General features: G+C 40.7%; 26 protein-coding genes, 4 tRNA genes, 1 rRNA gene, 1 pseudogene and 1 riboswitch. Of the genes and pseudogenes, 12 read left to right on the top strand and 20 right to left on the bottom strand.

What is annotated here, in order from left to right; genetic code table 11:
• Positions 1-2: 2 nt before the first annotated feature.
• Positions 3-407, bottom strand: a complete 405-nt coding sequence (locus tag A7967_RS14555; RefSeq protein WP_157756415.1) for a MarR family winged helix-turn-helix transcriptional regulator — start codon at positions 405-407, stop codon at positions 3-5.
• 278 nt (positions 408-685) lie between these two features.
• Here A7967_RS14555 and A7967_RS14550 point away from each other — a divergent pair, with 278 nt between their 5' ends.
• The 3 genes from A7967_RS14550 to A7967_RS14540 all read left to right on the top strand — a co-directional run bounded on the left by A7967_RS14550 (position 686) and on the right by A7967_RS14540 (position 2,269).
• Positions 686-1,330: a class I SAM-dependent methyltransferase gene (locus tag A7967_RS14550; protein ID WP_167349705.1), complete on the top strand. Its 645-nt coding sequence runs from the start codon at positions 686-688 to the stop codon at positions 1,328-1,330.
• Between the two features lie 21 nt (positions 1,331-1,351).
• Positions 1,352-1,756, top strand: a complete 405-nt coding sequence (locus tag A7967_RS14545) for a hypothetical protein (protein WP_054202990.1) — start codon at positions 1,352-1,354, stop codon at positions 1,754-1,756.
• 108 nt (positions 1,757-1,864) lie between these two features.
• Positions 1,865-2,269, top strand: a complete 405-nt coding sequence (locus tag A7967_RS14540; protein ID WP_054202989.1) for a GNAT family N-acetyltransferase — start codon at positions 1,865-1,867, stop codon at positions 2,267-2,269.
• Between the two features lie 405 nt (positions 2,270-2,674).
• Here A7967_RS14540 and A7967_RS14535 read toward each other — a convergent pair whose 3' ends face one another.
• On the bottom strand, positions 2,675-3,295 hold the full coding sequence (locus A7967_RS14535; RefSeq protein WP_054202988.1) for a MarC family protein: 621 nt from the start codon (positions 3,293-3,295) through the stop codon (positions 2,675-2,677).
• A gap of 94 nt (positions 3,296-3,389) precedes the next feature.
• On the opposite strand from A7967_RS14535, the gene A7967_RS14530 reads away from it, so the two are divergent.
• The 3 genes and pseudogenes from A7967_RS14530 (at position 3,390) to A7967_RS14520 (ending at position 4,784) form a co-directional block, all read left to right on the top strand.
• Positions 3,390-3,824, top strand: coding sequence for a transcriptional repressor (locus A7967_RS14530; protein WP_054203182.1), 435 nt, complete (start codon positions 3,390-3,392; stop codon positions 3,822-3,824).
• A gap of 80 nt (positions 3,825-3,904) precedes the next feature.
• The gene (locus tag A7967_RS14525) at positions 3,905-4,372 is read left to right on the top strand and encodes a chemotaxis protein CheX (RefSeq protein ID WP_054202987.1); all 468 of its coding nucleotides are present in this window, start codon (positions 3,905-3,907) and stop codon (positions 4,370-4,372) included.
• A pseudogene (locus tag A7967_RS14520) lies at positions 4,369-4,784 on the top strand (secondary thiamine-phosphate synthase enzyme YjbQ). Before A7967_RS14525 ends, A7967_RS14520 begins: the two are co-directional and overlap by 4 nt.
• Positions 4,785-4,906: 122 nt before the next feature.
• Here the strand turns inward: A7967_RS14520 and A7967_RS14515 are convergent.
• From A7967_RS14515 to orn, 5 genes are all read right to left on the bottom strand, one after another.
• A tRNA-Gly gene (locus A7967_RS14515) sits at positions 4,907-4,982 on the bottom strand.
• A 49-nt stretch (positions 4,983-5,031) separates the two neighbouring features.
• Positions 5,032-5,107, bottom strand: a tRNA-Gly gene (locus tag A7967_RS14510).
• A 39-nt stretch (positions 5,108-5,146) separates the two neighbouring features.
• Positions 5,147-5,222 (bottom strand) — tRNA-Gly (locus A7967_RS14505).
• Positions 5,223-5,261: 39 nt separating this feature from the next.
• A tRNA-Gly gene (locus A7967_RS14500) sits at positions 5,262-5,337 on the bottom strand.
• Between the two features lie 180 nt (positions 5,338-5,517).
• Positions 5,518-6,063, bottom strand: coding sequence for an oligoribonuclease (gene orn, locus A7967_RS14495; RefSeq protein WP_054202985.1), 546 nt, complete (start codon positions 6,061-6,063; stop codon positions 5,518-5,520).
• 121 nt (positions 6,064-6,184) lie between these two features.
• Here orn and rsgA point away from each other — a divergent pair, with 121 nt between their 5' ends.
• Both rsgA and asd read left to right on the top strand, forming a co-directional pair.
• A complete protein-coding gene (rsgA, locus tag A7967_RS14490) occupies positions 6,185-7,243 on the top strand; it encodes a small ribosomal subunit biogenesis GTPase RsgA (RefSeq protein ID WP_054202984.1) in 1,059 nt (352 codons plus the stop codon).
• Between the two features lie 17 nt (positions 7,244-7,260).
• A complete protein-coding gene (asd, locus tag A7967_RS14485; protein WP_197279048.1) occupies positions 7,261-8,127 on the top strand; it encodes an archaetidylserine decarboxylase in 867 nt (288 codons plus the stop codon).
• Positions 8,128-8,185: 58 nt separating this feature from the next.
• On the opposite strand, the gene A7967_RS14480 is transcribed toward asd, so the two are convergent.
• The 8 genes from A7967_RS14480 to A7967_RS14445 form a co-directional block, all read right to left on the bottom strand.
• Complete coding sequence (locus A7967_RS14480; protein WP_054202983.1) at positions 8,186-8,959, bottom strand: HesA/MoeB/ThiF family protein; 774 nt, start codon at positions 8,957-8,959, stop codon at positions 8,186-8,188.
• Positions 8,952-10,493, bottom strand: a complete 1,542-nt coding sequence (thiE, locus tag A7967_RS14475; protein ID WP_054202982.1) for a thiamine phosphate synthase — start codon at positions 10,491-10,493, stop codon at positions 8,952-8,954. Before thiE ends, A7967_RS14480 begins: the two co-directional genes overlap by 8 nt.
• A gap of 13 nt (positions 10,494-10,506) precedes the next feature.
• Positions 10,507-11,310, bottom strand: coding sequence for a thiazole synthase (locus A7967_RS14470; protein ID WP_054202981.1), 804 nt, complete (start codon positions 11,308-11,310; stop codon positions 10,507-10,509).
• 1 nt (position 11,311) lies between these two features.
• Positions 11,312-11,509 carry a sulfur carrier protein ThiS gene (gene thiS / locus A7967_RS14465; RefSeq protein ID WP_054203180.1) on the bottom strand — a complete coding sequence of 66 codons (198 nt, stop codon included), beginning with the start codon at positions 11,507-11,509 and terminating at the stop codon, positions 11,312-11,314.
• A 13-nt stretch (positions 11,510-11,522) separates the two neighbouring features.
• The gene (locus A7967_RS14460; protein WP_054202980.1) at positions 11,523-12,524 is read right to left on the bottom strand and encodes an FAD-dependent oxidoreductase; all 1,002 of its coding nucleotides are present in this window, start codon (positions 12,522-12,524) and stop codon (positions 11,523-11,525) included.
• 79 nt (positions 12,525-12,603) lie between these two features.
• Entirely contained in the window at positions 12,604-14,556 is a 1,953-nt protein-coding gene (thiC, locus tag A7967_RS14455; RefSeq protein ID WP_054202979.1) for a phosphomethylpyrimidine synthase ThiC, read from the bottom strand.
• A gap of 152 nt (positions 14,557-14,708) precedes the next feature.
• Positions 14,709-14,819: riboswitch (TPP riboswitch) on the bottom strand.
• A 56-nt stretch (positions 14,820-14,875) separates the two neighbouring features.
• Positions 14,876-15,277, bottom strand: coding sequence for an META domain-containing protein (locus tag A7967_RS14450; protein WP_064435819.1), 402 nt, complete (start codon positions 15,275-15,277; stop codon positions 14,876-14,878).
• 125 nt (positions 15,278-15,402) lie between these two features.
• A complete protein-coding gene (locus A7967_RS14445) occupies positions 15,403-15,798 on the bottom strand; it encodes an acyl-CoA thioesterase (protein ID WP_054202978.1) in 396 nt (131 codons plus the stop codon).
• Positions 15,799-15,922: 124 nt separating this feature from the next.
• On the opposite strand from A7967_RS14445, the gene A7967_RS14440 reads away from it, so the two are divergent.
• Positions 15,923-18,031 (top strand): TonB-dependent receptor, encoded by a 2,109-nt coding sequence (locus tag A7967_RS14440; RefSeq protein WP_054202977.1) that lies wholly within the window; start codon positions 15,923-15,925, stop codon positions 18,029-18,031.
• Between the two features lie 371 nt (positions 18,032-18,402).
• On the opposite strand, the gene epmA is transcribed toward A7967_RS14440, so the two are convergent.
• Together epmA and efp are read right to left on the bottom strand one after the other, a co-directional pair.
• On the bottom strand, positions 18,403-19,377 hold the full coding sequence (epmA, locus tag A7967_RS14435) for an elongation factor P--(R)-beta-lysine ligase (RefSeq protein ID WP_054202976.1): 975 nt from the start codon (positions 19,375-19,377) through the stop codon (positions 18,403-18,405).
• Positions 19,378-19,438: 61 nt separating this feature from the next.
• Positions 19,439-20,005, bottom strand: coding sequence for an elongation factor P (gene efp, locus A7967_RS14430; protein WP_054202975.1), 567 nt, complete (start codon positions 20,003-20,005; stop codon positions 19,439-19,441).
• Between the two features lie 42 nt (positions 20,006-20,047).
• Between efp and epmB the strand changes: the two genes are divergently transcribed.
• The gene (epmB, locus tag A7967_RS14425) at positions 20,048-21,061 is read left to right on the top strand and encodes an EF-P beta-lysylation protein EpmB (RefSeq protein WP_054202974.1); all 1,014 of its coding nucleotides are present in this window, start codon (positions 20,048-20,050) and stop codon (positions 21,059-21,061) included.
• Between the two features lie 9 nt (positions 21,062-21,070).
• Here epmB and A7967_RS14420 read toward each other — a convergent pair whose 3' ends face one another.
• The gene (locus tag A7967_RS14420) at positions 21,071-21,280 is read right to left on the bottom strand and encodes a hypothetical protein (protein WP_054202973.1); all 210 of its coding nucleotides are present in this window, start codon (positions 21,278-21,280) and stop codon (positions 21,071-21,073) included.
• Between the two features lie 72 nt (positions 21,281-21,352).
• On the opposite strand from A7967_RS14420, the gene A7967_RS14415 reads away from it, so the two are divergent.
• On the top strand, positions 21,353-21,643 hold the full coding sequence (locus A7967_RS14415; protein WP_054202972.1) for a hypothetical protein: 291 nt from the start codon (positions 21,353-21,355) through the stop codon (positions 21,641-21,643).
• A 46-nt stretch (positions 21,644-21,689) separates the two neighbouring features.
• Here the strand turns inward: A7967_RS14415 and A7967_RS14410 are convergent, their stop codons facing one another.
• On the bottom strand, positions 21,690-22,187 hold the full coding sequence (locus A7967_RS14410) for a DUF3016 domain-containing protein (RefSeq protein WP_054202971.1): 498 nt from the start codon (positions 22,185-22,187) through the stop codon (positions 21,690-21,692).
• 246 nt (positions 22,188-22,433) lie between these two features.
• Here A7967_RS14410 and galE point away from each other — a divergent pair, with 246 nt between their 5' ends.
• Positions 22,434-23,447, top strand: a complete 1,014-nt coding sequence (gene galE / locus A7967_RS14405) for a UDP-glucose 4-epimerase GalE (RefSeq protein WP_054202970.1) — start codon at positions 22,434-22,436, stop codon at positions 23,445-23,447.
• A 352-nt stretch (positions 23,448-23,799) separates the two neighbouring features.
• On the opposite strand, the gene rrf is transcribed toward galE, so the two are convergent.
• Positions 23,800-23,914 (bottom strand): 5S ribosomal RNA (gene rrf / locus A7967_RS14400).
• Positions 23,915-24,143 lie beyond the last annotated feature (229 nt).

The raw sequence follows: 24,143 nt of genomic DNA, 5'->3' as shown, positions 1-24,143 counted from the left end.
TATCATTTTTCGTTAGGATGTGAATCACAAATCTTTGCTAGGGTTCGCTCAAAATTATCATACTCTTTATCTTCCAAAAGACCTTTAAATGATTTTGCCAAATTCTTATAAACAGAGCTTTGAATACTCAAGAACAACTTCCGACCCTTTTCTGTTAATAGTATATGCTGTGCTCTTGCATCATATTGACAAGTGGCGCGATATATCAACTCTCGTTTTTCAAGCTTATTGACCATTAAACTTGCTGATGATTTTTGCACCTGCATTTCAGCAGCCAGTGCCGATAAATGAGTACTATCATCATGCTTCTCACTTGCAGGATCAATTTCTGCATTCTCTGCAATATGAACACATAATAAGTACTCAAATTCACTGTAACTCAAACTGCTTTCTTTATTATCAAACACTTGAACATCCCACGTTCTAGAGATCATTCGTTGAAACTTTATTAGTGAGTTTTCCAAATCCATAGTTAAACAATTTCATTTAGTTAGCTTACCTAACAAAATAACATTTCTTCTGTATAAGTACTAACTATTAATTATATGACGAACCTCACAGCATATATTTGCAAGAGTCACTCCTTACATTTTTCACATAAATAACATTACAAACAAAAATTAGTTTGACTAACTAACTTAAATAATCATAATAGTTAGGCAACCTAACAATGATTAATGAAAATATGAATGATAATAAAGATGACCTACTTGCCAGTGCATGGAATGACAAACTTACCGAAGATTACGTTGACCAATGGGGAGAGCTTCTACTTCACAAAAAAGTTCCTGAATTCTGTAATCTATTACCAACAGAGATTGTTTTAGATATTGGTTGTGGCAGCGGAGCTGCTGTTAGAGCAATTGCCAGTAACCTCACAACAGGACATGCGACAGGCATAGCTCCAACACCTAAAATGCTTGAAATCGCTACGAAACTCACCGTAAAAGACAGCAATTTTCAACAGGTAACATATCTACTTGCTGGAGCGGAAAAAATACCCGTTGAAAGTGAAAGCTGTGACTTAGTGTTAGCGGTGAATACTCTGCATCATTGGGTAAATGTTAACGATGGACTCAATGAAGTACTAAGAATACTAAAGCCGTCAGGTCGGTTTGTCTCTGTTGATGATCTTTGGGAAGAGTCTGTTGAATATAGCCAAGAGCAAGCTAACGATAAAGATAACGAAAATTCTTCATGCAAACATGAACTTAAAACTAGAAATGGTATTGTGAAATTACTGAACAAAACTGGCTTTACAAATATTTCAAATTCGGAGCACCGTGAACCAGATGCCACTGCATCAATAATCACAGGATATAAAGCTTAATATTAACTGAAGGAGATTAATATGAACATTACACTCGCGCTTATAGGACTTTCGATATATATCTTGTTGTGGGAAAAGTTACCTGATTGGGGAAACTGGTTTAACTGGATTATTGAAAGATTACCTAGACCACTGGCGTATTTATACGAAGCGTGGCAATGCCCCTACTGCTTTGGCTTTTGGGTTGCATTAGCCCTACATGGTATAACTGGATTACAGACAATCCCAGCATTAGAAACTATGCCTAGTTATATCGGTATTGGTGGTACTGCCATTGCGTGGATATTAGATGCATTAGCAACGGCAACTTTAATCATGTTAGGGCAACTTTGCTTAAATGCTATTGCAGCGCCTGCAATTAAAGGATATCAAATGACGATGGAGTTTAAGCAATCTTTTAAAGAAAAGTCAACCGATTCACTTTAAGGATAAAATGCACCTCTAATAATAAAATATGGGTGATACGTAAACTATGTAATGTCACTCATTTTTTATTACAAATATTTTGAAAAATCCTAACAAAGGAATTTTACCATGACAGATCTCCTACCGCTGTGGCAAAGATGCGCGTTTAATACTGAACGACTTTTAATTAAAAGTGTTAAGTCCCAAATATTAGACGATGACAGTAAACGACTATACACACTTAAAGTTTTAGAGTTACTAACGCCAGCTGTGACTAGTTCTCTACCTAGTGAGTGGCAAAACATAACAAGCTACAAAGGGGCAAGTAATTGGTGGAAACAGAGAATTGAAGAAAGCAGTTTTCTATCCATCCAACTAAAACCAAACAATAAGATTATTGGCTTTGTTTTTCTCTATGACGATGAGACGAAAAGAGGACAATTGGATTTACATATCAGCTATCTATTAGGTGAATCTTATTGGGCTAGAGGATATGGAAGTGAATTAATTAAAGGCCTAGTTAATTGGGCATAGTTAGATAAGCACATCCACTCTCTAATTGGAGGTGTTGAAGTCAATAATATTGGGTCAATTAAGGTAATGGAAAAAAATGGATTTATTCGTTCAAAGCTGGATAGCCCTGATAAAAACGTTATATTTTTAGAGCATGTAATTAATAAGAGCAGATATTAAGAGAACATTTATTGTCCCCTTTTGTCCCTTTCTGAAAACACCATTCAAATTAAACCATTGAATTACATAGGCATTATATAATCAATCGCATCCATCAAGCATCGGGGCCACAGAAAAGCGTCTATTCAAAGTAAAATCCTCAGGTAATTAATAACAGTTAGGGCTAAATAAAAGCCCCACATTTTACATAAATGCAGGGCTTCCATCAATCTTAAGCATTCAAATCAAAAAACATCGATCACAAACTTATGAAAACACCTGCAACCCGAAGTAATGAGCAATGCCATCTAATATATTCGTAACGGCAACTGATGTAAGAATCAATCCCATGATCCGACTAATAATGCTCGCGCCGCTATCACCTATTAACTTATGAACATGAGTCGCTAGCAATAATAAAACTAACACCACCGCAAGTACTGCAAGCATGACAGCTGAAGTAATTGATTGTTCGACCCATGTATACTCATTATTACGTGTCATAAGCACAGCCCCGAGCATTGCCCCAGGACTAGCAATTGACGGAATTGCCAAAGGAAATATAGCCGTTGCCGTACTATCTCTCACACTTTTGATTTCGGTTTCAGGCTTACTTTCACCAAAAATCATAGATAGTGCAAACAAAAGTAGGACAATACCACCTGCAATCTGAAAAGCGGACAGTGGAATTTTGATTGCATTTAAAAGCAGCTCTCCCGCCAGAACAAAAAACAACAACACTACTGCAGAAACCGCAACAGCCTTGTAAGCTACTTTACGCTTAAACTGCTCACAGTCGCCACGCGTAGTAGCAATAAAAACAGGAACAGTGCCAATTGGATCGATAACCGCAAAAAAGAAGATAAATATCGCTAATAATTCATTCATTGCTAGACTTCCTAGAATAAAACTGTCTAATAAAAACGCTGCAAGTACAACACAGTATGTTAGTATATCACGGTAGCGTAAGGATAAGAGAATGATGAATATAGAGTCACTCGTTAGTAAAGCAAAACAAGTATGCGACAATCGTGGCGCCCGATTTACACCGATCCGTGAAAAAGTATTTCGCCTACTGGCTAGCGCCCAAGGCGGCGTTGGGGCTTATGATTTATTAGAACAACTTAAAATCACTGAGTCAGGGGCTAAACCTGCGACGATATATCGTGCATTAGACTTTTTAGCAGAACTAGGCTTTATCCACAAAATTGAAAGTACTAACGCATTTATGCTGTGTCATCATTTTGACCACATTCATCCTGTACAACTTTTAATATGTGATAAGTGCGGTTTTGTCAAAGAGTTACACTCAACTGTGATTTCACACGAACTTAACAGTCTTGCCGCCGAAAGCGAATTTACTGTATCAGGGCAAACAATAGAAGCCCATGGTATTTGTGGTTCATGTAAGGAATAATTAAGTGCAGAGCTCAAATTAGCCGCTACACTTTAATTTATAACAGCAGTATAAACTGCCAACTCAAGGGATAAGTAACAATGAATGTAGAGTTCATCAATCCTTTTTTAACGTCTCTGTTAAATGTACTAGGTACAATGGCTCAAACCGAATTAAAACCGGGTAAGCCTAGAATTAAAAAAGATGAAGTTGCCTGTGGTGATGTTTCAGGTTTAATAGGTATGGTAGGCCCGCAAACTAAAGGTTCATTTTCTATTACCTTTGATGAAAGCTTAGCGCTGACTATTATGGAACGTATGCTAGGTGAGCGCCCTGACTCAATTGACGAAGAAGTAACTGACATGGTTGGTGAAATAACCAACATGGTTACCGGTGGTGCAAAAAACCTACTGGGTGAAAAAGGTTATGACTTTGACATGGCCACACCTATAGTTGTATCTGGTAAAGGCCATACTATTACGCATAAAAGTGATGGCGCAAAAATACTCATCCCATTCACCTCTGATGCAGGTAATGCAAATATTGAAGTCAGTTTCGATAAAATATGAGTTGGTTACAAAAACAACTGGTTTTGAAGCCTCGCTCTCGAGGCTTTCATATTATTGATAATGAAATACTCACTCAACTCCCTGAAATCTCCCATTATAAAATTGGCTTACTCCACCTTTTTATTCAACACACTTCTGCCAGCTTAACGATTAATGAAAATCCGTACGTATGGATATGGAGAGTCATTTCAATAAGTTTGTACCCCAGTGCCAACCTTATTATCGTCATGATTATGAAGGCGATGACGATATGCCAGCACATATCAAAAGTAGTACCTTAGGGTGTGAGCTTACAATTCCTATTAATCAAGGATGTTTACAATTGGGGACATGGCAAGGCATTTATTTAGGTGAGCATCGCGACCATGGCGGCACAAGAAGACTTATAGCGACACTGCAAGGGCAAGTTTAAAGCCATCAGCCATCAGCCATCAGCCATCAGCCATCAGCCATCAGCCATCAAGAAAAGCATACAGTTCTTTAAGGTTTAAGATAATTTACTTAATAGGATATTTTGATTTGTTTAATAAACATTGGAGCGGTACACGAGGCTCGAACTCGTGACCTCGACCTTGGCAAGGTCGCGCTCTACCAACTGAGCTAGTACCGCTTTATAAATTGTATTTTTAAAAATAATTCAACTTCTTATGGTTAGAAATTGGAGCGGTACACGAGGCTCGAACTCGTGACCTCGACCTTGGCAAGGTCGCGCTCTACCAACTGAGCTAGTACCGCATTAATTTTTAAATCACTCTAATTTCTTTGGTTAGAAATTGGAGCGGTACACGAGGCTCGAACTCGTGACCTCGACCTTGGCAAGGTCGCGCTCTACCAACTGAGCTAGTACCGCATTAATTTTTAAATCACTCCAATTTCTTTGGTTAGAAATTGGAGCGGCACACGAGGCTCGAACTCGTGACCTCGACCTTGGCAAGGTCGCGCTCTACCAACTGAGCTAGTGCCGCATTTAAATAGTCAGTAATTCGTCCGTTGTCACGCGACTAGTCGCAGTGAACGTTCAGGCAACTGAGCTAGTGCCGTACTACATGTTTATTTCAAGCAACTTAAACACACTAACCCCGCAGGGGTTATCGTCTTAAGCGGGGCGGGATTCTACAATAATTCCATGTGTTTGCAAGTGTTTTTTACAATTTAAAGAATTTTTCTTGATAGACTTTTAATTCCATAATGGAATCTTTAATATCATCAAGAGCAAGGTGTGAGCCTTTTTTGTTCACTTGCGCTAAAACTTCAGGTTTCCAGCGTCGTGCGAGCTCTTTAATTGTACTGACGTCTAAATTGCGGTAATGAAAGTAATCTTCCAGTTCGCGCATGTATTTATTCATAAAGCGTCTATCTTGCCCTATCGAGTTACCGCACATAGGTGAGGCACCTGCTGGAACCCACAACTTTAAAAATGCCAATGTTTGCTCAACGGCATCTTGCTCTGTGAATTTACTCGTCTTACAACGAGCTGTTAGACCTGATTGACCGTGCTGGTTAGTGCACCATTCATCCATACCATCGAGCAACTCATTACTTTGATGAATTGCAATAGTTGGACCTTCGGCCAAGATGTTTAGCTCACTGTCGGTGACAACGGTGGCGATTTCGAGTATTTTGTCTGTACTTGGTTCTAGACCTGTCATTTCGAGGTCGAGCCAAATCAGATTTGATTTATGAAAAGACATAATTACCTTGCGGTGCTTTCCTTTAGATCTAACGCATTTAGATATATCATATTAGTATCATCAGTCGACCTAAAGCTTTTTTTTCAAAAAGCACGACATTTAACTAAGTTATGGGCCAAAAGTGGCAAAACAGAAGAAATTAAGTAAAGGTCAATCCCGTAGGATTAAGGCCAATCATGAAAAACGCTTATCTAATGCAGATTCTGCACCAGCCAAAAGTAAGGCTGATAAGTGGCAAACCGATAATTTAGGTGCGCCTGAAAATGCTGTAGTGATCAGTCGTTTTGGTCAACATGCCGATATTGAAACCGATGACGGTGACGTATTGCGCTGCAATATTCGCCGTACTGTTAAAGGTATTGTTTGTGGCGATGAAGTGCAATTTCGTCGCGCTAAAGTAAGTGAAGGTGATTTAGCCGGCGTTATTGAAGCAATGCATGAACGCCGTTCGCAGCTTACACGCCCTGATTTTTACGATGGTGTAAAAGTCATTGCCGCCAACATCGATCAAATTTTGATGGTGTCAGCAGTATTACCTGAATTTACCCCCAGTATTATCGACCGCTACCTTATTGCCTGTGAAGACATGGGCATAGAGCCTATTTTAGTGCTCAATAAAATAGACTTAATTGATGAGCAAGGGCTTGCCAATATTAATAAAATTTTGGATATTTATAGAGCACTTGATTACCAAGTGTTACTGGTTAGTAATATTACAGGCAAAGGTATTGATGAACTCAAAGATACTCTGGTCGATAAAAATAGCATTTTTGTTGGTCAAAGTGGTGTCGGTAAATCTACGCTCGTGAACACGGTATTACCTAATGCCGAAATACTTACCAAAGAAGTCTCTGAGAACAGCGGCCTTGGTCAACACACAACAACAGTGTCACGACTTCACCACTTACCTTCTGGCGGTAACTTAATTGATTCTCCTGGTATTCGTGAATTTGGCTTGTGGCATTTAGATGTAGAACGCGTTACTTGGTGTTTTAAAGAGTTTCGTGAGTTTATTGGTGGTTGTCGCTTTAGGGATTGTAAACATTTGAATGATCCTGGCTGTATAATTCGCCAAGCAATCGATGAAGGTGATATTTCACAGCTACGTTTTGATAGCTACCACAGAATTTTAGAAACTATGGCCGATGGCCGCGCCGGAGCGCGTGCTCCTCGTATTTAATTTTTAGGAAGAAACTTGTGAGTTTAGATAAATTCAAAATCGCAATGCAGTACGCAATGCCAAAACATTTTGTATCTCGTATGGTAGGCAAGTTAGCCGCGGCTAAAGCTGGTGCATTAACCACTACTTTGATCAAATTGTTTATTAAACAATATAAAATAGATATGAACGAAGCGCAGTATAGCGATCCGGCTCACTATAAAACCTTTAATGAGTTTTTTACTCGCCCATTAAAAGAAGGTGTGCGCCCATTAACAACCGATGATAGCATCATTACTCATCCCGTTGATGGTGCAATTAGCCAGCTAGGCGCTATCGTAGACGGTCAGCTTATTCAAGCTAAAGGACATGATTACAGCTTACAAGCGCTACTAGGTGGCTCTGAGCAGGATACAGCACCATTTTTAGGTGGCGAGTTCGCAACGATTTACCTTGCTCCGAAAGACTATCATCGTATTCATATGCCGATTGATGGCACCTTGAGCAAAATGATTTACGTTCCGGGTGATTTATTCTCAGTAAACCCACTGACCGCGCAAAATGTACCTAACTTATTTGCACGTAATGAGCGTGTAGTGGCGATTTTTGATACTGAAATTGGCCCTCTTGCTATGGTACTAGTGGGCGCAACAATTGTTGCCAGCATCGAAACCATTTGGGCTGGTACAGTTACCCCACCAGCAGGTAAAGATGTCTTTAGCTGGAATTACCCAACCTCAGGTGACAACAGCATTACCTTGAAAAAAGGCGATGAAATGGGCCGCTTTAAATTAGGCTCAACCGTTATTTTAGCCTGGGGTGCTAATAAAGCAGGTATTTTAGATGATCAAAAGCCGGAAACGGTAACGCGTATGGGCACACCATTTGCCGAGATTAATTGTTAATTATTAATCTTAAATAAAAACGCGGAAGACTAATTCAGTCATTCCGCGTTCTATTATTTCAAGCCTCTTCACAGCCACACTCTGTACACTGCGGCGCTTTACTTAATTTAAACTGCTGCTGCACTAAACCTAAGCCATCAAAGCGAACAAATTTACTTCCCTGATGATGACCTAAAATTACATTAACCGCTAATAATGCCTGCATTGAACCAATCACACCTAATAACGGACTTAACACACCAGCATTACTGCAGTTAAGCGTCTGCTCATCAGCGGTTCGTGGAAACACACAACCGTAACATGGGCTGTGTTGATCACGAAAATCAAAACACATTAGCTGTCCATCGGTTGCGATTGCTGCACCAGAAACCAAAGGAATAGCGAGCTTTAAACAAAAACGATTAACCACATAACGAGTATTAAAGTTATCACTGCAATCAAGCACTAGGGTTGCGTCTGTAAAAATCTGCTCGGCATTTTCAGCACTAAGCTGAATGTTTAAGGTGTTAATCGTAATTTGATTATTTAAGCTACTCAGTACTTTACCCGCCGCACTGACTTTCTGTTGCCCAAGGTGATTTACTTTATAAAGCACTTGGCGCTGTAAATTTGAAAGCTCAACGTTATCATCATCCAATAAAGTAAGCTTGCCAACGCCAGCAGCAGCTAAATACAACAAGGCAGGACTGCCTAAACCACCAGCGCCAACCACCACAACGTGAGCTGCCTTGAGCTTTAACTGCCCTTCAAGGCCAACTTCTTTAAGCATTAAATGGCGACTGTAACGCAACTGCTCTTTGCCAGATAAAGCGCCCTCGATTACCTCAGCCATCGCTGTTAATCGCCATTTGTAATTCTGCTATCGCCTGTTGATAATCACTTGCCTCTGTAATGGCTCTAACAACAGCCACACTGCCCACGCCAGTTGCTGCAACCTCACTCGCGCGTGCTAAATCAATGCCACCGATCGCCACTGTTGGGTAATCGCTCATTAACGGCACAAAGTGTTTTAGTTTTTCAAGACCTTGTATTTGCCCTGTCATATCTTTAGTGGTGGTTGGGTATATTGCCCCAAACGCCATATAACTAGGACGATAATTATGAGCACGAAGCATTTCATAAAACCCATGCGTCGAAAGTCCCAAACGCAGCCCAGCTTCTTTAATGGCGACTAAATTAGCCTCAAGCAAATCTTCTTGACCTAAATGTACACCGTACGCGCCATGCTTAATTGCTAACTGCCAGTGATCGTTTATATATACATGACCATCGTATTTTTTACCCAGCATCACCGCAGCAGACACGGCATCATCAAGCTCAAGCTCACGCTCTGTACCTTGTTTCATTCTTAACTGGACGGTTTTAATACCTTGCGCCAGGCATTTCTCTAACCAATCAACAGTATCAACAACGGCATATAAACCAAGCTGTTTGCTCTCACAAGCAGGAAAACCAGCAGCCATAGTAAATTCATTTGGCGCATCAAAGTCTAATTCGTCAGCAAGCCAACTCCCGGCTTCAATCACTTGTGGGTAATCATCAAGGTTTTCAGGGAAACACGTTTGTGCCACAGGGCCAATCCCTTCACCATAACGTACTGCGGCTTTTAAGCCTTGGTTGATATACGCTTTTGCTAAAATAAAGGCATCTTTTAAGGGGTATTGTTTTGCTAAACACGCCGCAATAACAGAGGCCATACTACAGCCAGTCCCATGGCTATGTGGTGTTTGAATTTTTTCATTGCCGAGCCAATACTCACTCCCCCCATCGGTGCTGCCATCGATACAATAATCAATACAATAACCGCTCGGGTAATCCCAATGACCGCCCTTGATCACCACGGCTTTTGCGCCCCAGCTTTGTAACTTTGCTGCGGCTTCTCTTACGGCGCTTGGTCCAATTAAATACACACCCGTTAACAGCTGCGTTTCGTGCGTATTCGGGGTGATCACATCTACCAGCGGCAATAAACATTCTTTAATTGCACTAACGGTGTCTTCTTCGGTAAGTAAATCACCACTGCTGGCAATCGCAACGGGGTCATACACTACTAAAGGCGGCACAGACCAAGTACTTTGATAATGCTTAATATGTTCACTGACAAGTTGAATTTGCTGTACATTTGCTAACATGCCGATTTTAATTACTGCGGCTTTCATATCATGCTCAAGCGCAAGTAACTGCGATTCAATAACCTCTGTAGAAATAGGATTTAGTGCTTCAACGCCTAAACTATTTTGTGCAGTGAGTGCGGTAATTGCTGTACAGCCATGCACACCAAAGCTTTGCATCGCTTTAATATCAGCCTGAATACCTGCACCGCCACCTGAATCTGAGCCTGCAATTGTCCAAACAACCTGTTTCATAAACACATTTATCCTAAATTTTATTTTGATGCCAAAATGGCATACCCATTGTTGGTGTTGAGGGAGCCGCAACCTCTTTTTCAGGCATTGCTTTAGCCAAATAACCAAAACGTCCAGCTTCAACCGCAGCTTTAAATGCACAACTCATAGTGACAGGACAACCCGCCCCCGCAATGGCTGAATTTAATAATACCGCATCATACCCCATTTCGAGTGCTTGGCAGGCATGTGAGGGGAGACCAAGGCCCGCATCAACTATTAAAGTCAGCTCTGGCAATCGTTCTCGAATAGTTTTTAAATTATATTGATTTAACAACCCTTTACCTGTGCCTATTGGCGCACCCCATGGCATTAACACTTCACACCCGGCCTGCGCTAAGCGCTGGCATAGCACTAAATCATCCGTGCAATACGGTAGCACTTTGAATCCTTCAGCTAAAAGGATTTTAGTCGCTTCAAGCAGTGCAAAGGGATCGGGTTGCAGGTTGTATTCGTCGCCGATTAACTCTAATTTAATCCAATCGGTGGCAAACACTTCTCGGCACATTTGCGCCAATGTAACCGCTTCTTTAACACTGTGGCAACCTGCGGTGTTAGGTAATATTTTTAAGCCAGTGTCTTTTATTAATTGCCAAAAATCATCCCCCGCAGCAGCACTTTGCTGACGGCGTAAAGACACAGTGACAATCTGCGAACCAGACGCCTCAATCGACTCAGCCATAATCGCCGGTGAGGGATACAGTGCAGAGCCAATTAATAATCGACTATTAATCTGTTCGCCATAAATATTAAAACTGTCGTCGATACAATCTTTCATACTATCCCCCTTGAATTGGCGAGAGTAACTCAAGGCTATCACCTTCATTCAATTGTGTATCTGCACATAAGCTACGCGCGATAAAAACCCCATTTAATGCCACTGCAAATGGCTCTTTCGCGCCAAATTGGCTAAGCGCATCGAGTAACGTGTGCTTATCACTTAATACAAATGGCTGTCCATTTATCATTATATTCATAGTTTTATTCATCTTATTCGATTTTAGCTACGGCATCAGCCACTAGACTTGGCGCTAATAAATAACCATGGCGATACAGGCCATTAATGCTGATCACCTTACCTTGCTTGCTTACTTGTGGGCGGTTATCGCTAAATGCTGGGCGTAAACCAGTTTGAATATTTAACAGTCTCGCTTCAGCAAAACCACTGTGAACGGTGTATGCAGCAGAAAGTAACTCAAGCGTTGAACGCACTGTGGCTGGACCATTATCTTGTGATTCAATTTCGGTCGCGCCAATAACATATTCATGCTTAGGTTTAGGTGCAATATAAATGGGATAACGTGGATGCATTAGTCGTATGGGCCGAGTAAGTTTAACCTCAGGCGCATATAAACGCGCAACTTCACCACGGACTCCACGTAATTTACAACTGACGCTTTTTGCCCCAAGCCCTCGACAATCAATAATATAGTCAAACGCGCCTTGTATACTTTCTGAATTTATATCAATTGTTTTACCAAATTCAAAACTCACGCCTCGTGCTTGTAGTGTTTTATAACTTGCCTGATAAAATGCTTGGTTATCAATTTGCCCTTCGCAAGGTAAATAAAGCCCTTGGTTAAAACGCCCAGATAACTCAGGTTCGAGTTCATTAATATGTGTACTGGTTAGTGAGTGAGCCTGATGCCCCAGCAAAGGTTTTAGGCGCTGAGCAAAGCTTTGTAAATCGCCTTTATCTTGCTGATGAGCAACCACTAATGTGCCCTGCTGTTGAAAAAACACCTCATCATCTAACTGCGCTAAAATAGCAGGCCAACGGGCTATCGAATCAAGCCCCATTAATGCTAAATCTTGTTCACATAAAACAGATTCTGCAAGTGGTGCAAGCATCGCCGCTGCAACACGGCCTGCACTATCAAGCGCTTGCTCATCACCCGCTTCAAATACAGTTACCTGATGCAGCATACTCAATTCAAGCGCCGCCAAACGCCCAGTTAAACCAAAACCTATTACCGCAATTTTGTAAGACATAATAACCTCTCAGCTATAAGCTGTAAGCCATAAGCGGTGCTCTGCTTACAACTTAAAGCTTATCGCTTACAACTAGCTTTTAAACCGCTTTATGGTAAATCTCTGAGCCAGTTTGTTTAAATTCGTCAGATTTAGCTTTCATCTCAGCTTCCACATCAACCATTTTTATTTCAATACTCTCACCAACATTGTTTGGATCGATACCTCTGGCTTCTAGGTCTTTGGCATATTCGCGCACTTCTTGGGTGATTTTCATTGAACAGAATTTTGGCCCACACATAGAGCAAAAATGCGCTACTTTTCCTGACTCTTGCGGTAGCGTTTCATCATGGTATTCGCGGGCGCGAACTGGGTCTAAACCAATATTAAATTGGTCATGCCAGCGGAACTCAAAACGCGCTTTTGACAATGCATTATCACGCTCTTGTGCTCCCGGGTGACCTTTTGCTAAATCTGCAGCATGGGCCGCTATTTTATAAGTGATCAGCCCTTCTTTTACGTCTTCTTTATTTGGCAGACCTAAATGCTCTTTGGGTGTTACGTAACACAACATTGCACAGCCATACCATGCAATTTGTGCCGCACCAATACCGGAGGTAATATGGTCATAACCTGGTGCAATGTCAGTTGTAAGCGGGCCAAGCGTATAAAATGGCGCTTCATCACAATGCTTAAGTTGCTCTTCCATGTTTTCTTTGATCATGTGCATTGGCACATGGCCTGGGCCTTCAATAAAGACTTGTACGTCGTGCTTCCATGCTATTTTTGTCAGCTCACCAAGTGTGCGCAATTCACTAAATTGTGCATCATCGTTGGCATCAGCAATTGACCCCGGACGCAGGCCATCACCTAATGAGAAACACACATCGTATTGCTTTAAAATCTCGCAGATATCTTCAAAATGCGTATAAAGAAAGTTTTCTTTATGGTGCGCTAAACACCACTTAGCCATAATTGAACCACCACGCGATACAATACCGGTAACACGCTTTGCCGTCATAGGTACATAGCGTAGTAAAACACCAGCGTGAATAGTAAAGTAATCTACGCCCTGCTCAGCTTGTTCAATTAGGGTGTCGCGGAAGATTTCCCATGTTAGGTCTTCTGCTACACCATTTACTTTTTCAAGTGCTTGATAAATTGGTACGGTACCAATTGGTACAGGCGAGTTACGTACTACCCACTCACGGGTTTCGTGAATATAACGCCCTGTTGATAAATCCATTACGGTGTCAGCGCCCCAACGGGTTGACCACACCATTTTTTCAACTTCTTCTTCGATAGATGAACTTACTGATGAATTACCTATATTTGCGTTTACTTTCACTAAAAAGTTACGCCCTACTATCATCGGCTCGGTTTCAGGGTGGTTAATATTGTTTGGTAAAATTGCACGTCCGCGAGCAATTTCATCACGCACAAATTCAGGAGTAATAAACTCAGGAATGCTCGCGCCAAACGATTCACCTTTATGCTGCTGCGCTAATAACTCTTTTTGGATTTGCGCACGACCCATATTTTCGCGTACTGCGACATATTCCATTTCTGGTGTGATAATACCTTGGCGAGCATAATGCATTTGCGTGACGTTTTTACCCGCTTTAGCGCGACGAATTTTAGGTAAGTGTTCAAAACGAATGTGGTCAAGACCTTCGTCAGCCATACGTTGCTGCGAAAATTGCGACGTGACTGATTCCAACACCTCGGTATCATCACGGCTTTCAATCCACTGCTCACGATATTTATCAAGGCCTTTTCGCACATCAAGAGTGAAATCTGGGTCTGTGTATGGGCCCGATGTATCATAAACACGCAGTGGTGCATTTGACTCGTACACTGGGTTTTCATCAGTGCCACCAATGAAAGTATCGCTTAACGTAATTTCTCGCATACCAACGCGTACATTCTCTTGGGTACCTTGTACATACACTTTGTGTGAACTTGGAAAAGGTTGCCCAGTAAGGTTATAAATATAATCTGATGCAGCCGCACGGGTTTCGCGGCGAGACGGTTTATTTGATGTATTTGACATGACTTACCTCATTGCTAAAGGGTTGTCTCGTCAGATATTGCAATGCAATAGAGAGTAGCAAATGCTACATGGATCGTAGATTGGTGTTACAAAAAAGCACTACCAACCTTGGCAGCCAGAGTACTTATACGCCAAACAGGCGCACAAGCACCCGTTTATGGCAGCTTGTTCCCTACGCAGGTGTTAGCCTGATCAGGTTCACGGATCCCGCTTTCGCGATCTCAGCCTTTGAGCTAAAACTCAAGGCACTCCGACAAGTAAAAATTCTATATATTGTTCGCTGACGAGTGTACGTCAGATGTAATTAGCCTGCAAGGGGTTAACTTGCAGGAATAAACGCAAATGTCTGTTCGCCATTTAAAACTAATTGTTGATTTTGGATTTGTAACGGCACACCCTGCTTCAACGCATTTAAAAATTGCTGCTCAAACGCATCTAACTCATCACCACATGATTTTCGGGTCATGCCTAACTTATTAACCGTTAAATGATTATCATCCAGCAAGCCTTCGCCAAAAAATTTATTGCAACCCGCAAAACCATTGACTTGCAACGCTTCAATAAAACTTAATGATGCAGTGTAAGATGTCGGGATCGCTAAACCATCAACATGTGATAGTTGCCACTTAGTGTATTTCAATTGCTCACTTGTGACTGTCCCTGTCGATGAGCAGCCAATACAAAAACCGATAACAAGCATCGGTATTGCTGCTAATTTCATGTGATTCTTAACCTAAAATTCAATCAACACATAGTAACAATAATTAACAGTTTTTACCGTTAATAATGCATGTTTTAAATGTAAAAAATTGTTCTAAGATAGTAAAAAACATTCGCACTAATGAATTATTCACTTTTAAATAGCTGATTAACTTGCTCTGGTAAAAATGGTCGCCCTTGCTCGTTGACACTAGTTCCTATTACTAATGCTTTAAGCATGACTTTATCATCACTTTTACGTATCACGGTTTGCCTAAATCCGAATTTTAATCTGCTAATACGCTCCGGCTCTACAGCAACATAAAACTCATCGCCAGGCACTAAAGACTGTTTATAGTCTATCTCACTACGCATAACCACTAAATTAATTTTATCTCGGGCAAGCTGCGCGAAATCAATGCCGTTGGCGTATAAAAATTCATGGCGAGCATGCTCTAAATAATTAAAATAAACACTGTTGTTTACTATACCCTGTAAATCACATTCATAGTCGCGCACTTTAAAGTCTACTTTAAATGTCATATTCGTAATCCTAATTATGTATACTGTGCGCGTTTATAACATATAGACACCCAAAAGTTGAATAACGACTTTAATGAGAATAGTTGTTATCATACAAGTCCCTGAAATGGAGTTAAGCAACCGAATGAAACTACGTCTGTCTTTAATTACCGCTGCGCTACTACCTTTATTAAGCGCCCCAGCTTTTGCTGAAGATACTGATCTTGAAAAAATACTTGTTACTGGGGACTTTCAAAAAGAAAGTATTCAAACCCTCAGTGCCAGCGCCAGTTTATTTAGCCAGCAAGAAATTAATGACCGAGGCGCTAACTTTTTAGATGAAATGTTGGCCAGTGCCGCTAATGTTAACTTTTCATCTGGTGCATCTCGCGGACGCTTTATCCAAATTCGTGGGGTTGGTCTGCGCTCACAATTCGTTGATCCAATTAACCCATCGGTTGGTTTAGTGATTGATGGCATTAACTATTCAGGTCTTGGTGGCAGCTCATTACTTTTTGATGTAAACCAAATTGAAATTTATCGCGGCCCACAAGGTACACGCTTTGGTGCTGATGGTTTGGGTGGGATGATCCAAATGGAATCAGCTGATCCTACATTTGATCCTAGTGTAAAGGTTCAACTAGGTGCTGGTAACTATAATAGCTACGAAGCAGGTATTGCTGCCGGCATTGGTATTACTGACAGCACTGCGGTACGCGCCAGTATTTACCAACGTGAATCTGATGGCTTTATGGATAATGAGTATTTAGGTAAGCCAACACAACAACAAGATGAAATGATCAGCCGCTTTAAGCTACACAGCCAATTAAGCGATCATTTACGTACTGAATTAAGCGTTCACTATATTGATATTAACAATGGCTATGACGCATTTACCCTTGATAATAGCCGTAATAGTGTAGCGGATAGCCCAGGACAAGATAACCAAGAAAGTATTGCTGTAGGGCTTGCCAATATTTATACCGGTTTTGATCTATTTGATGTGAGCTTAAACTTATCAGGCATAGACAGTGAATTACTATATAGTTTTGATGAAGACTGGGTATGTAATGATACCAGTAAGCCAAAATTATGTGGTGCAGGTTTACATGAGCAAAGTTATAGCTACAAAGATGCATACTATCGTGATCGCAAAGATAAAACGGCAGAGCTGCAATTTAATGGAAAAGCCCAAGACTGGATTACCGGAATCTATTATCAAAACCGTAATGTAGGGCTTGATCGTCAACGCATAGAAAATTCTGATTTAGCTTTATTTAATTCTACTTATGAAGTTAGTAATGTTGCTGTTTATGGTCAATTAGCCACTCCAATAAATGCTAAAACAACATTGATTACTGGTCTACGTGTTGAAGAGCACAGTAGTGATTACAGTGACAGTAATGGGTTTATTGTGAGTAGTGATGATGTAATGGTCGGTGGTAAAGTAGCCCTTGAATATCAAGTAATTGATCGAACAATGATCTACACAAGTATTACTCGCGGCTACAAAGCTGGCGGCATTAACTCTGAAGCCCTCGCCAAAGCACAAGAGTTCGGCCTCGGCGCTGACTTTTTTCAACAACACACAACTTTTGATCCTGAGTACTTATGGAATGCCGAGTTCGGCGTTAAAGGCAGCTCATTGGATGACAAATTTGTACTGCGCTTAGCGGCATTTTATATGTACCGTGAAGACATGCAATTAAAGTCTTGGTTGGTAGAAGGTCAAAACTTTACTAGCTATTTTGATAATGCAGGATCTGGTGAGAACTACGGTCTAGAAATTGAAGGCAGCTACCAGCTAACCGATGATTTATTTTTTACTGGTAGTGTTGGTTATTTAGATACTAAGATTAATGATTATGTAGCTAGAACAAGCCTCTATTCACCTCCATTAGATCAAGACGGTCGTGAGCAAGCTCAAGCACCTAAATACCAGTACGCATTTACCGCTCGTTATAACTTTACTGATGAGTTATTTGCTACGGTAGGTATTGAAGGTAAAGACGACTATTACTTTTCTGATAGCCACAATTCACAAGCGTCCAATGTTAATCTAGTTAATTTTACTGCTGGATATGAGGCCGACCAATGGTCAATCCGCGCTTGGGCCCGTAATGTATTTGATGAAGAGGCACCTACCCGCGGTTTTGAATTTGCAAACGATCCTCGTGATGGCTGGGTTACTCATACATATACACAGCAAGGCGAACCAATGGTCGCTGGTGTTACCTTTATTTACGAATTATAGATAATAAGCTCTAGGGCGTGTTGACCTTTGTGGGTTGAAATTTGTTCAATCTAGGGGCGATTTAATCGCGGCGCGAGGTTTGTAACCTAGCGGGCTAAGTAAAAACCGAGCAAAGCTTCCGCGTCCTGCTCACGCCCCTTACCTACATCCGTGTAGGTAACAAAGAGTCAATCGCCCCTAGGAAGAACCCTTTGGGCAGCGCATGTTTGGCATTTATACTGCGTTATCGCCTATTTATGGGGAACAACCACACTGCATAGGCGCTGCCTTGCCTAAATACCAAACATACTGCTGCAAAATTAATCACGAAAGGTCAACACGCCCTAGGTAGCTAGGCTCTAGAACTTTCTAGTACCTAGCTACCTTACTAGTCACGCTCTTTCAACATCAAACGCGATAACTTCTTTGATGCTATTTTTATCTGTCGCTAGCATCACTAATCTATCAATTCCTAATGCGACACCGGCACATTGTGGCAAGCCATGCTCAAGCGCGGCAATTAAACGCGTGTCTATAGGCACCGCAGTTAAGTTATTTGCATTACGGTACACATTGTCATCATTAAAGCGCTTTGCTTGCTCCTGTGCGTTTGTAAGCTCATTAAAGCCGTTTGCAAGCTCCATGTTCTGATAATAAAGCTCAAACCGCCCAGCAACTCTTGTATCATGCTCACAAATACTCGCCAGCGCAGCTTGTGATGCGGGAAAGTGATACACAAAACACGGTTTATCTTGGCCTATAGTCGGCTCTACTTTCATACAAAACAATAACTGCAATAATGTATCGCGATGCGTTTCATGCTTAGCTATATCGGCAAAGCCCTGCTCGCAGGCAATGTTTTGCAGTTGTGCAATTGTAGCTGTTAGCGGGTCGATCCCTAGCGCTTGCTCAAAAACCTGTTGATAGGTTAAACGTTTTGCAGGCTGCACATTTAAAATTAACTGTATCAGCTCATCCATTTCGTCCATTAAGGAAAATTCATCAAACCCCGGTCGATACCACTCAAGCATAGTAAATTCTGGATTATGATGATTGCCAGCTTCTTCATTACGAAATGCTTTACAGATTTGATAAATCGCGCCGCTGCCCGCAGCCAATAAACGCTTCATGGCAAATTCTGGGGATGTTTGTAAATACAAAGGTAAACCTTGCGCGTATCCTGGACCAATAAATTGCGTTTTGAAACTCGCTAAATGCACGTCGGTAACACTTGCACTACTTAAACTAGGTGTCTCAACCTCCATCACCTGACGCTGATAAAAAAACTCACGAATAGCTCGTAAGATTGTAGCTCGTTGCGCCAAAGTATTTACTTGTGCGCTTGGCTGCCAAAGATCGATTGACATATTTTCTCCAAAAAAAATCCCAGCTTAAAGCCAGGATTTAGTTAAGTCGTATTTTTAAAGCTTACTTAACACGGCTTACGTATTCACCGTTACGGGTGTCGACTTTAATAACTTCACCAATTTGCACGAATAAAGGAACACGTACGACTGCGCCAGTGCTTAAGGTCGCAGGTTTACCACCAGTACCCGCCGTATCACCCTTAAGGCCAGGATCTGTTTCTGTGATCTCTAGCTCTACAAAATTAGGCGCAGCAACAGCAATTGGGCTGCCATTCCATAACGTAATAGTACATACGTCATTTTCAACTAACCACTTAACAGTATCGCCAAGTGCTTTTTCATCTGCAGCAATTTGCTCAAATGTTTCGTTGTTCATGAAATGCCAAAACTCACCATCAGTGTAAAGATACGCAAGATCGGTATCCATTACATCAGCACCTTCAACTGACTCACCCGATTTAAAGGTTTTTTCAAGTACTTTACCTGAAATAAGCTTACGAATACGAACACGGTTAAACGCTTGGCCTTTACCAGGTTTTACCATTTCATTTTCTAAGATACTGCAAGGCTCGCCGTCCATCATAATTTTTAGGCCGCCCTTGAACTCGTTGGTGCTATAATTCGCCATCGTTTCCTCTATCTAATAATTTTTCGAGTAATTTACGTGCCAATGATACAAAGAAATGAAGCAAATTTGCATAAAAACTGGCAAAAAGAATTAGCAAATGTCGTTACTTGCCCAAAAGTACTATTAGAAATGCTTGGCTTATCAAGCCAAGTCCATGAAAACGACATAAAAGCTCGCAGTTTATTCCCTGTTCGTGTGCCTGTCCCTTTTATAAAAAAAATGCGCCATGGTGATGTAAATGACCCTCTTTTATTACAAGTCATGCCACGCCACCAAGAATTCATTGCAAAAACAGGCTTCAATAAAGATCCCTTAGAAGAACAAGATAACAAACAACCTGGGCTATTACACAAGTATCGTTCTCGTGTTTTAGTGATGTTTAAAACAGGCTGTGCTGTAAATTGCCGTTACTGTTTTCGTCGCCACTTTCCGTATCAAGAGAACCAACTAAACAAACGCAGTTTAATTGATGCACTCGATTACATTAAATCGGACACGAATATTAACGAGGTGATTTTAAGTGGTGGTGATCCATTAATGGCCAAAGACGATGCGATTAGTTGGTTTATGGATGAACTTGAACAATTACCACAAATTAAGCGGATGCGAATTCACAGCCGTTTACCTGTTGTGATCCCATCTCGGGTTACTGATGAACTATGCCAGCGCTTGGCTGACTCACCGCTAAAGATTATATTTATCAATCATATTAATCATGCCAACGAGATCGATAATGAATTCAAAACGGCTATGCAAAAGTTAAAAAAAGCAGGTGTTACATTACTCAATCAAGCGGTGATTTTAAAAGATGTAAATGATAGCGCTCGGGCTCAAATTGATTTAAGCGAAGCATTATTTGATGCCGATGTACTACCTTACTACTTATACCTGTTAGACAAAGTTGAAGGTGCGAGTCATTTTGATATCAAAGAGGAGCAGGCACGCAAAATTGTGGGCGAAATGCTACTCGCATTACCTGGTTTTTTAGTGCCCAAACTGGTGCGCGAGATCGGCGGACAACAAAGTAAAACCCCTATCGATCTCAAGCTTACATGAACGTAGAGTCTATACGTATACGTTTACGTTATTACCCAGTGATGCTGTAACCGACTTAGTAGGCGTTTGTGCTGCACTAGAGCTTGCTGCACCTTCAATTAAGGCTAATGCAGCGGCGCCATCAGCTTGTTGCTGCTTTTTAGCTAAAGCAGCGCTGTATACTTCGCCGCTTTGTGCTGTGCCACTCATGGCTGGTAAACTTCCACCTGATATATTCATAGTTCAATACCTGACTTTTATATGCAATCCACGTAATATATCGGCATCGCAGTTTAAAGCTTTAGGAAAAAAATGGATTCAATTATTGAGCAACTAAATGAAAACTTAAAAGTTGTTTATCGTCAATCACTTGATGCCGATAAAAAATTAGATGAGCTTCAACAACAAGGCCACGGTAAATTTAAGGCTCTCTTCCCAGCCGATGCAGGCTTTGATTTTGAAGCTAAGCGCTTCAAACCATACGTACTTGATGTTGCAGCCGATGTCGAAAGCTTAAGTAGCGATGGCTTTAGTGAAGAAAAATTAAAAACAACCGTGATTAAATTACAACAAATATTGCAATTATTAACAACGTTTAAATAATAACTAAAGGCACTAATACTTGAATATTCGTGCCTTTTAAATTTACTTATTGAGGCACAACTGCTGGAATTAATTCTTTTTTAAACCAATCTGTTAGCAAACGCTTATCGTAATAAAATGCATCATCACGGCCCATTTTAATTTTATCCATAAAACCCATATCTTTTAACGATACTTTGTCACTTTCAGTCAAAATCTTTCCATTTTTATCTGTCACAGAGTATGTAAATTCAATACGTGGAAAGTAGATAGGTTTTATAATACGTAACTCATTCATACCACCGAAACGAACATCTCCGGCTAAATCTAGCTCCGTTACTTCTACATTAAACTTATAGCCTTCAGGTAAATTTTCGGCGAGCTTAGTAAAATGCTTTTCAAAACTCGATGCTACGCGTTTATGAAAAGACCCTCTCACTTCATTTGATGGACGAACATCACGATAATCATTAAAATCTTGCCACTTAACTACGGCCTCACCTGCTTGGGCAAACACAGGTAATGCGACTAAGAAAGTAAGTGCAATTTTTTTGACCATATTCATAATTTTCTCCAATAGGTAACTAACCAAATATAAGTAAGATACTAGCAGTAACGACTTAACTATAGCTTAATATATGCACATTAAGTTGTTATCATTTACATCAATTATGTAATCAAATATACCTCTATTCGCCAAAAAGATATACATATCAAATAAACGGACTAAATTTAACGATAGCGCATGCAATTCATCACTATATATGATGGAATTACGTCAACTTAAAAGCTTGCCCTATATGGAGATTACATGACAATTTTAGTAACAGGTGGTGCTGGGTATATTGGCTCGCACACAGTATTAGAGCTTCTACAGCAGGGTAATGACGTCGTCGTCATTGATAATTTAAGCAACTCGTCAAAAGAATCGCTTACAAGAGTAAAAAACATAACAGGTAAAGAGATCACTTTTTATCAAGGTGACATTCTCGATAAGGCGTTTTTAGCTAATGTGTTTTCAAAGCATACTATTAAGAGTGTTATTCACTTTGCAGGACTGAAAGCTGTAGGTGAATCTGTAGTAAAGCCTATCGAGTATTATCAAAATAATGTGCAAGGTACACTTACCCTTGTAGATGCTATGCGAGATGCTGATGTTTTTAAACTCGTCTTTAGCTCATCCGCAACAGTATATGGTGATCCAGCGAGCTTACCTATTCGTGAAGATTTCCCAGTAGGTGGCACAACAAATCCATACGGTACATCAAAACTCATGGTGGAAATGATGCTGCAAGATATAGCAAAATCAGATGAACGCTTCGCTTTTGCTATACTGCGTTACTTCAACCCCGTTGGCGCACATGAATCTGGTCTGATTGGCGAAGACCCTAATGGTATCCCAAACAATCTACTCCCTTATATTTCACAAGTTGCGGTTGGTAAATTAAAACAGTTAGGCGTATTTGGTGATGATTATGACACCGTTGATGGTACTGGTGTACGCGATTATATTCATGTTGTTGACTTAGCTCTTGGCCATTTAAAAGCATTGAATAAAATTAATCAAGATACTGGTGCACATGTATACAACCTTGGTACAGGTAATGGTTACTCTGTACTACAAATGCTCAATGCGTTCAGTAAAGCCTGTGGAAAAGAAGTTCCCTATCAAGTGTCTCCACGCCGCCCTGGTGATATAGCATCTTGTTATGCTGCACCTGAAAAAGCACTCACTGAGCTTAATTGGCAAGCAGAACGTGGACTAGAGGTAATGATGCAAGACGCGTGGCGCTGGCAAAACAATAACCCTAACGGATATAAATAAGCTTTCTTATACCAATCTGGATAGATATGGGGTCTATTTAATAACAAGAAAATTGCGCTATAACTAGGCAAAATTTTTTGTATCTAGTTGTTCTAAATAAAAATTTTTAACGACGTTATAGCGTGATTTAATTCGTTAAATTGTTCAAATATTTATGCAGATTGGTATTACACACACTATTTGAGTTCACTCAGTGTAGGTCGTGATTTATCGCGACAACCTATATATGGGGGTGTGTTGCTTTCAGGTGAACGCCTGAGCGACACTCGCCACCTTGCACCTTGCTCGCTGTTTCACTTTCCTGCAGACGTAAAAAAGCCCGACTCAGTGAGTCGGGCTTTCTTTATTTGGAGCCTGGCGATGACCTACTTTCACATAACAAATGCTACACTATCATCGGCGCTGTTTCGTTTCACTACTGAGTTCGGCATGGGATCAGGTGGGTCCAAAACGCTATTGTCACCAAGCAAATTGGGTGTCAGTTCGTATCTCTACGCACTAACTAAAATTTGAAAATGCTGATAATTGTCTTCTTACAACTTTAAGCTTATCGCTTACAGCTGTTAGTAAATCTACTTTAGTTGTCGCGATAAATCACGACCTACAATCTTAACTTCTGCGCTTAAACAGTCACATAAAACGCGTTTGGCGTTGTATGGTTAAGCCTCACGGGTAATTAGTACAAGTTAGCTTAAC

It is taken from the genome of Pseudoalteromonas neustonica, assembly GCF_001653135.1.
Lineage (GTDB): Bacteria > Pseudomonadota > Gammaproteobacteria > Enterobacterales > Alteromonadaceae > Pseudoalteromonas > Pseudoalteromonas neustonica.
The sequence above is the reverse complement of the archived record's forward strand: the minus strand, read 5'-3'. Positions and strand labels throughout refer to the sequence as shown.

What these genes read in the sequence shown, in the direction of transcription:
- epmB (WP_054202974.1), top strand. Translation starts at nt 20,048, where the DNA reads ATGATACAAAGAAATGAAGCAAATTTGCATAAAAACTGGCAAAAAGAA.
- galE (WP_054202970.1), top strand. Translation starts at nt 22,434, where the DNA reads ATGACAATTTTAGTAACAGGTGGTGCTGGGTATATTGGCTCGCACACA.
- A7967_RS14530 (WP_054203182.1), top strand. Translation starts at nt 3,390, where the DNA reads ATGAATATAGAGTCACTCGTTAGTAAAGCAAAACAAGTATGCGACAAT.
- thiE (WP_054202982.1), bottom strand. Translation starts at nt 10,493, where the DNA reads ATGAAACAGGTTGTTTGGACAATTGCAGGCTCAGATTCAGGTGGCGGT.
- A7967_RS14440 (WP_054202977.1), top strand. Translation starts at nt 15,923, where the DNA reads ATGAAACTACGTCTGTCTTTAATTACCGCTGCGCTACTACCTTTATTA.
- A7967_RS14470 (WP_054202981.1), bottom strand. Translation starts at nt 11,310, where the DNA reads ATGAAAGATTGTATCGACGACAGTTTTAATATTTATGGCGAACAGATT.
- A7967_RS14480 (WP_054202983.1), bottom strand. Translation starts at nt 8,959, where the DNA reads ATGGCTGAGGTAATCGAGGGCGCTTTATCTGGCAAAGAGCAGTTGCGT.
- A7967_RS14460 (WP_054202980.1), bottom strand. Translation starts at nt 12,524, where the DNA reads ATGTCTTACAAAATTGCGGTAATAGGTTTTGGTTTAACTGGGCGTTTG.
- A7967_RS14415 (WP_054202972.1), top strand. Translation starts at nt 21,353, where the DNA reads ATGGATTCAATTATTGAGCAACTAAATGAAAACTTAAAAGTTGTTTAT.
- A7967_RS14525 (WP_054202987.1), top strand. Translation starts at nt 3,905, where the DNA reads ATGAATGTAGAGTTCATCAATCCTTTTTTAACGTCTCTGTTAAATGTA.
- epmA (WP_054202976.1), bottom strand. Translation starts at nt 19,377, where the DNA reads ATGTCAATCGATCTTTGGCAGCCAAGCGCACAAGTAAATACTTTGGCG.
- thiS (WP_054203180.1), bottom strand. Translation starts at nt 11,509, where the DNA reads ATGAATATAATGATAAATGGACAGCCATTTGTATTAAGTGATAAGCAC.
- thiC (WP_054202979.1), bottom strand. Translation starts at nt 14,556, where the DNA reads ATGTCAAATACATCAAATAAACCGTCTCGCCGCGAAACCCGTGCGGCT.
- A7967_RS14550 (WP_167349705.1), top strand. Translation starts at nt 686, where the DNA reads ATGAATGATAATAAAGATGACCTACTTGCCAGTGCATGGAATGACAAA.
- A7967_RS14535 (WP_054202988.1), bottom strand. Translation starts at nt 3,295, where the DNA reads ATGAATGAATTATTAGCGATATTTATCTTCTTTTTTGCGGTTATCGAT.
- efp (WP_054202975.1), bottom strand. Translation starts at nt 20,005, where the DNA reads ATGGCGAATTATAGCACCAACGAGTTCAAGGGCGGCCTAAAAATTATG.
- A7967_RS14445 (WP_054202978.1), bottom strand. Translation starts at nt 15,798, where the DNA reads ATGACATTTAAAGTAGACTTTAAAGTGCGCGACTATGAATGTGATTTA.
- orn (WP_054202985.1), bottom strand. Translation starts at nt 6,063, where the DNA reads ATGTCTTTTCATAAATCAAATCTGATTTGGCTCGACCTCGAAATGACA.
- A7967_RS14420 (WP_054202973.1), bottom strand. Translation starts at nt 21,280, where the DNA reads ATGAATATATCAGGTGGAAGTTTACCAGCCATGAGTGGCACAGCACAA.
- A7967_RS14410 (WP_054202971.1), bottom strand. Translation starts at nt 22,187, where the DNA reads ATGAATATGGTCAAAAAAATTGCACTTACTTTCTTAGTCGCATTACCT.
- A7967_RS14540 (WP_054202989.1), top strand. Translation starts at nt 1,865, where the DNA reads ATGACAGATCTCCTACCGCTGTGGCAAAGATGCGCGTTTAATACTGAA.
- A7967_RS14450 (WP_064435819.1), bottom strand. Translation starts at nt 15,277, where the DNA reads ATGAAATTAGCAGCAATACCGATGCTTGTTATCGGTTTTTGTATTGGC.
- A7967_RS14545 (WP_054202990.1), top strand. Translation starts at nt 1,352, where the DNA reads ATGAACATTACACTCGCGCTTATAGGACTTTCGATATATATCTTGTTG.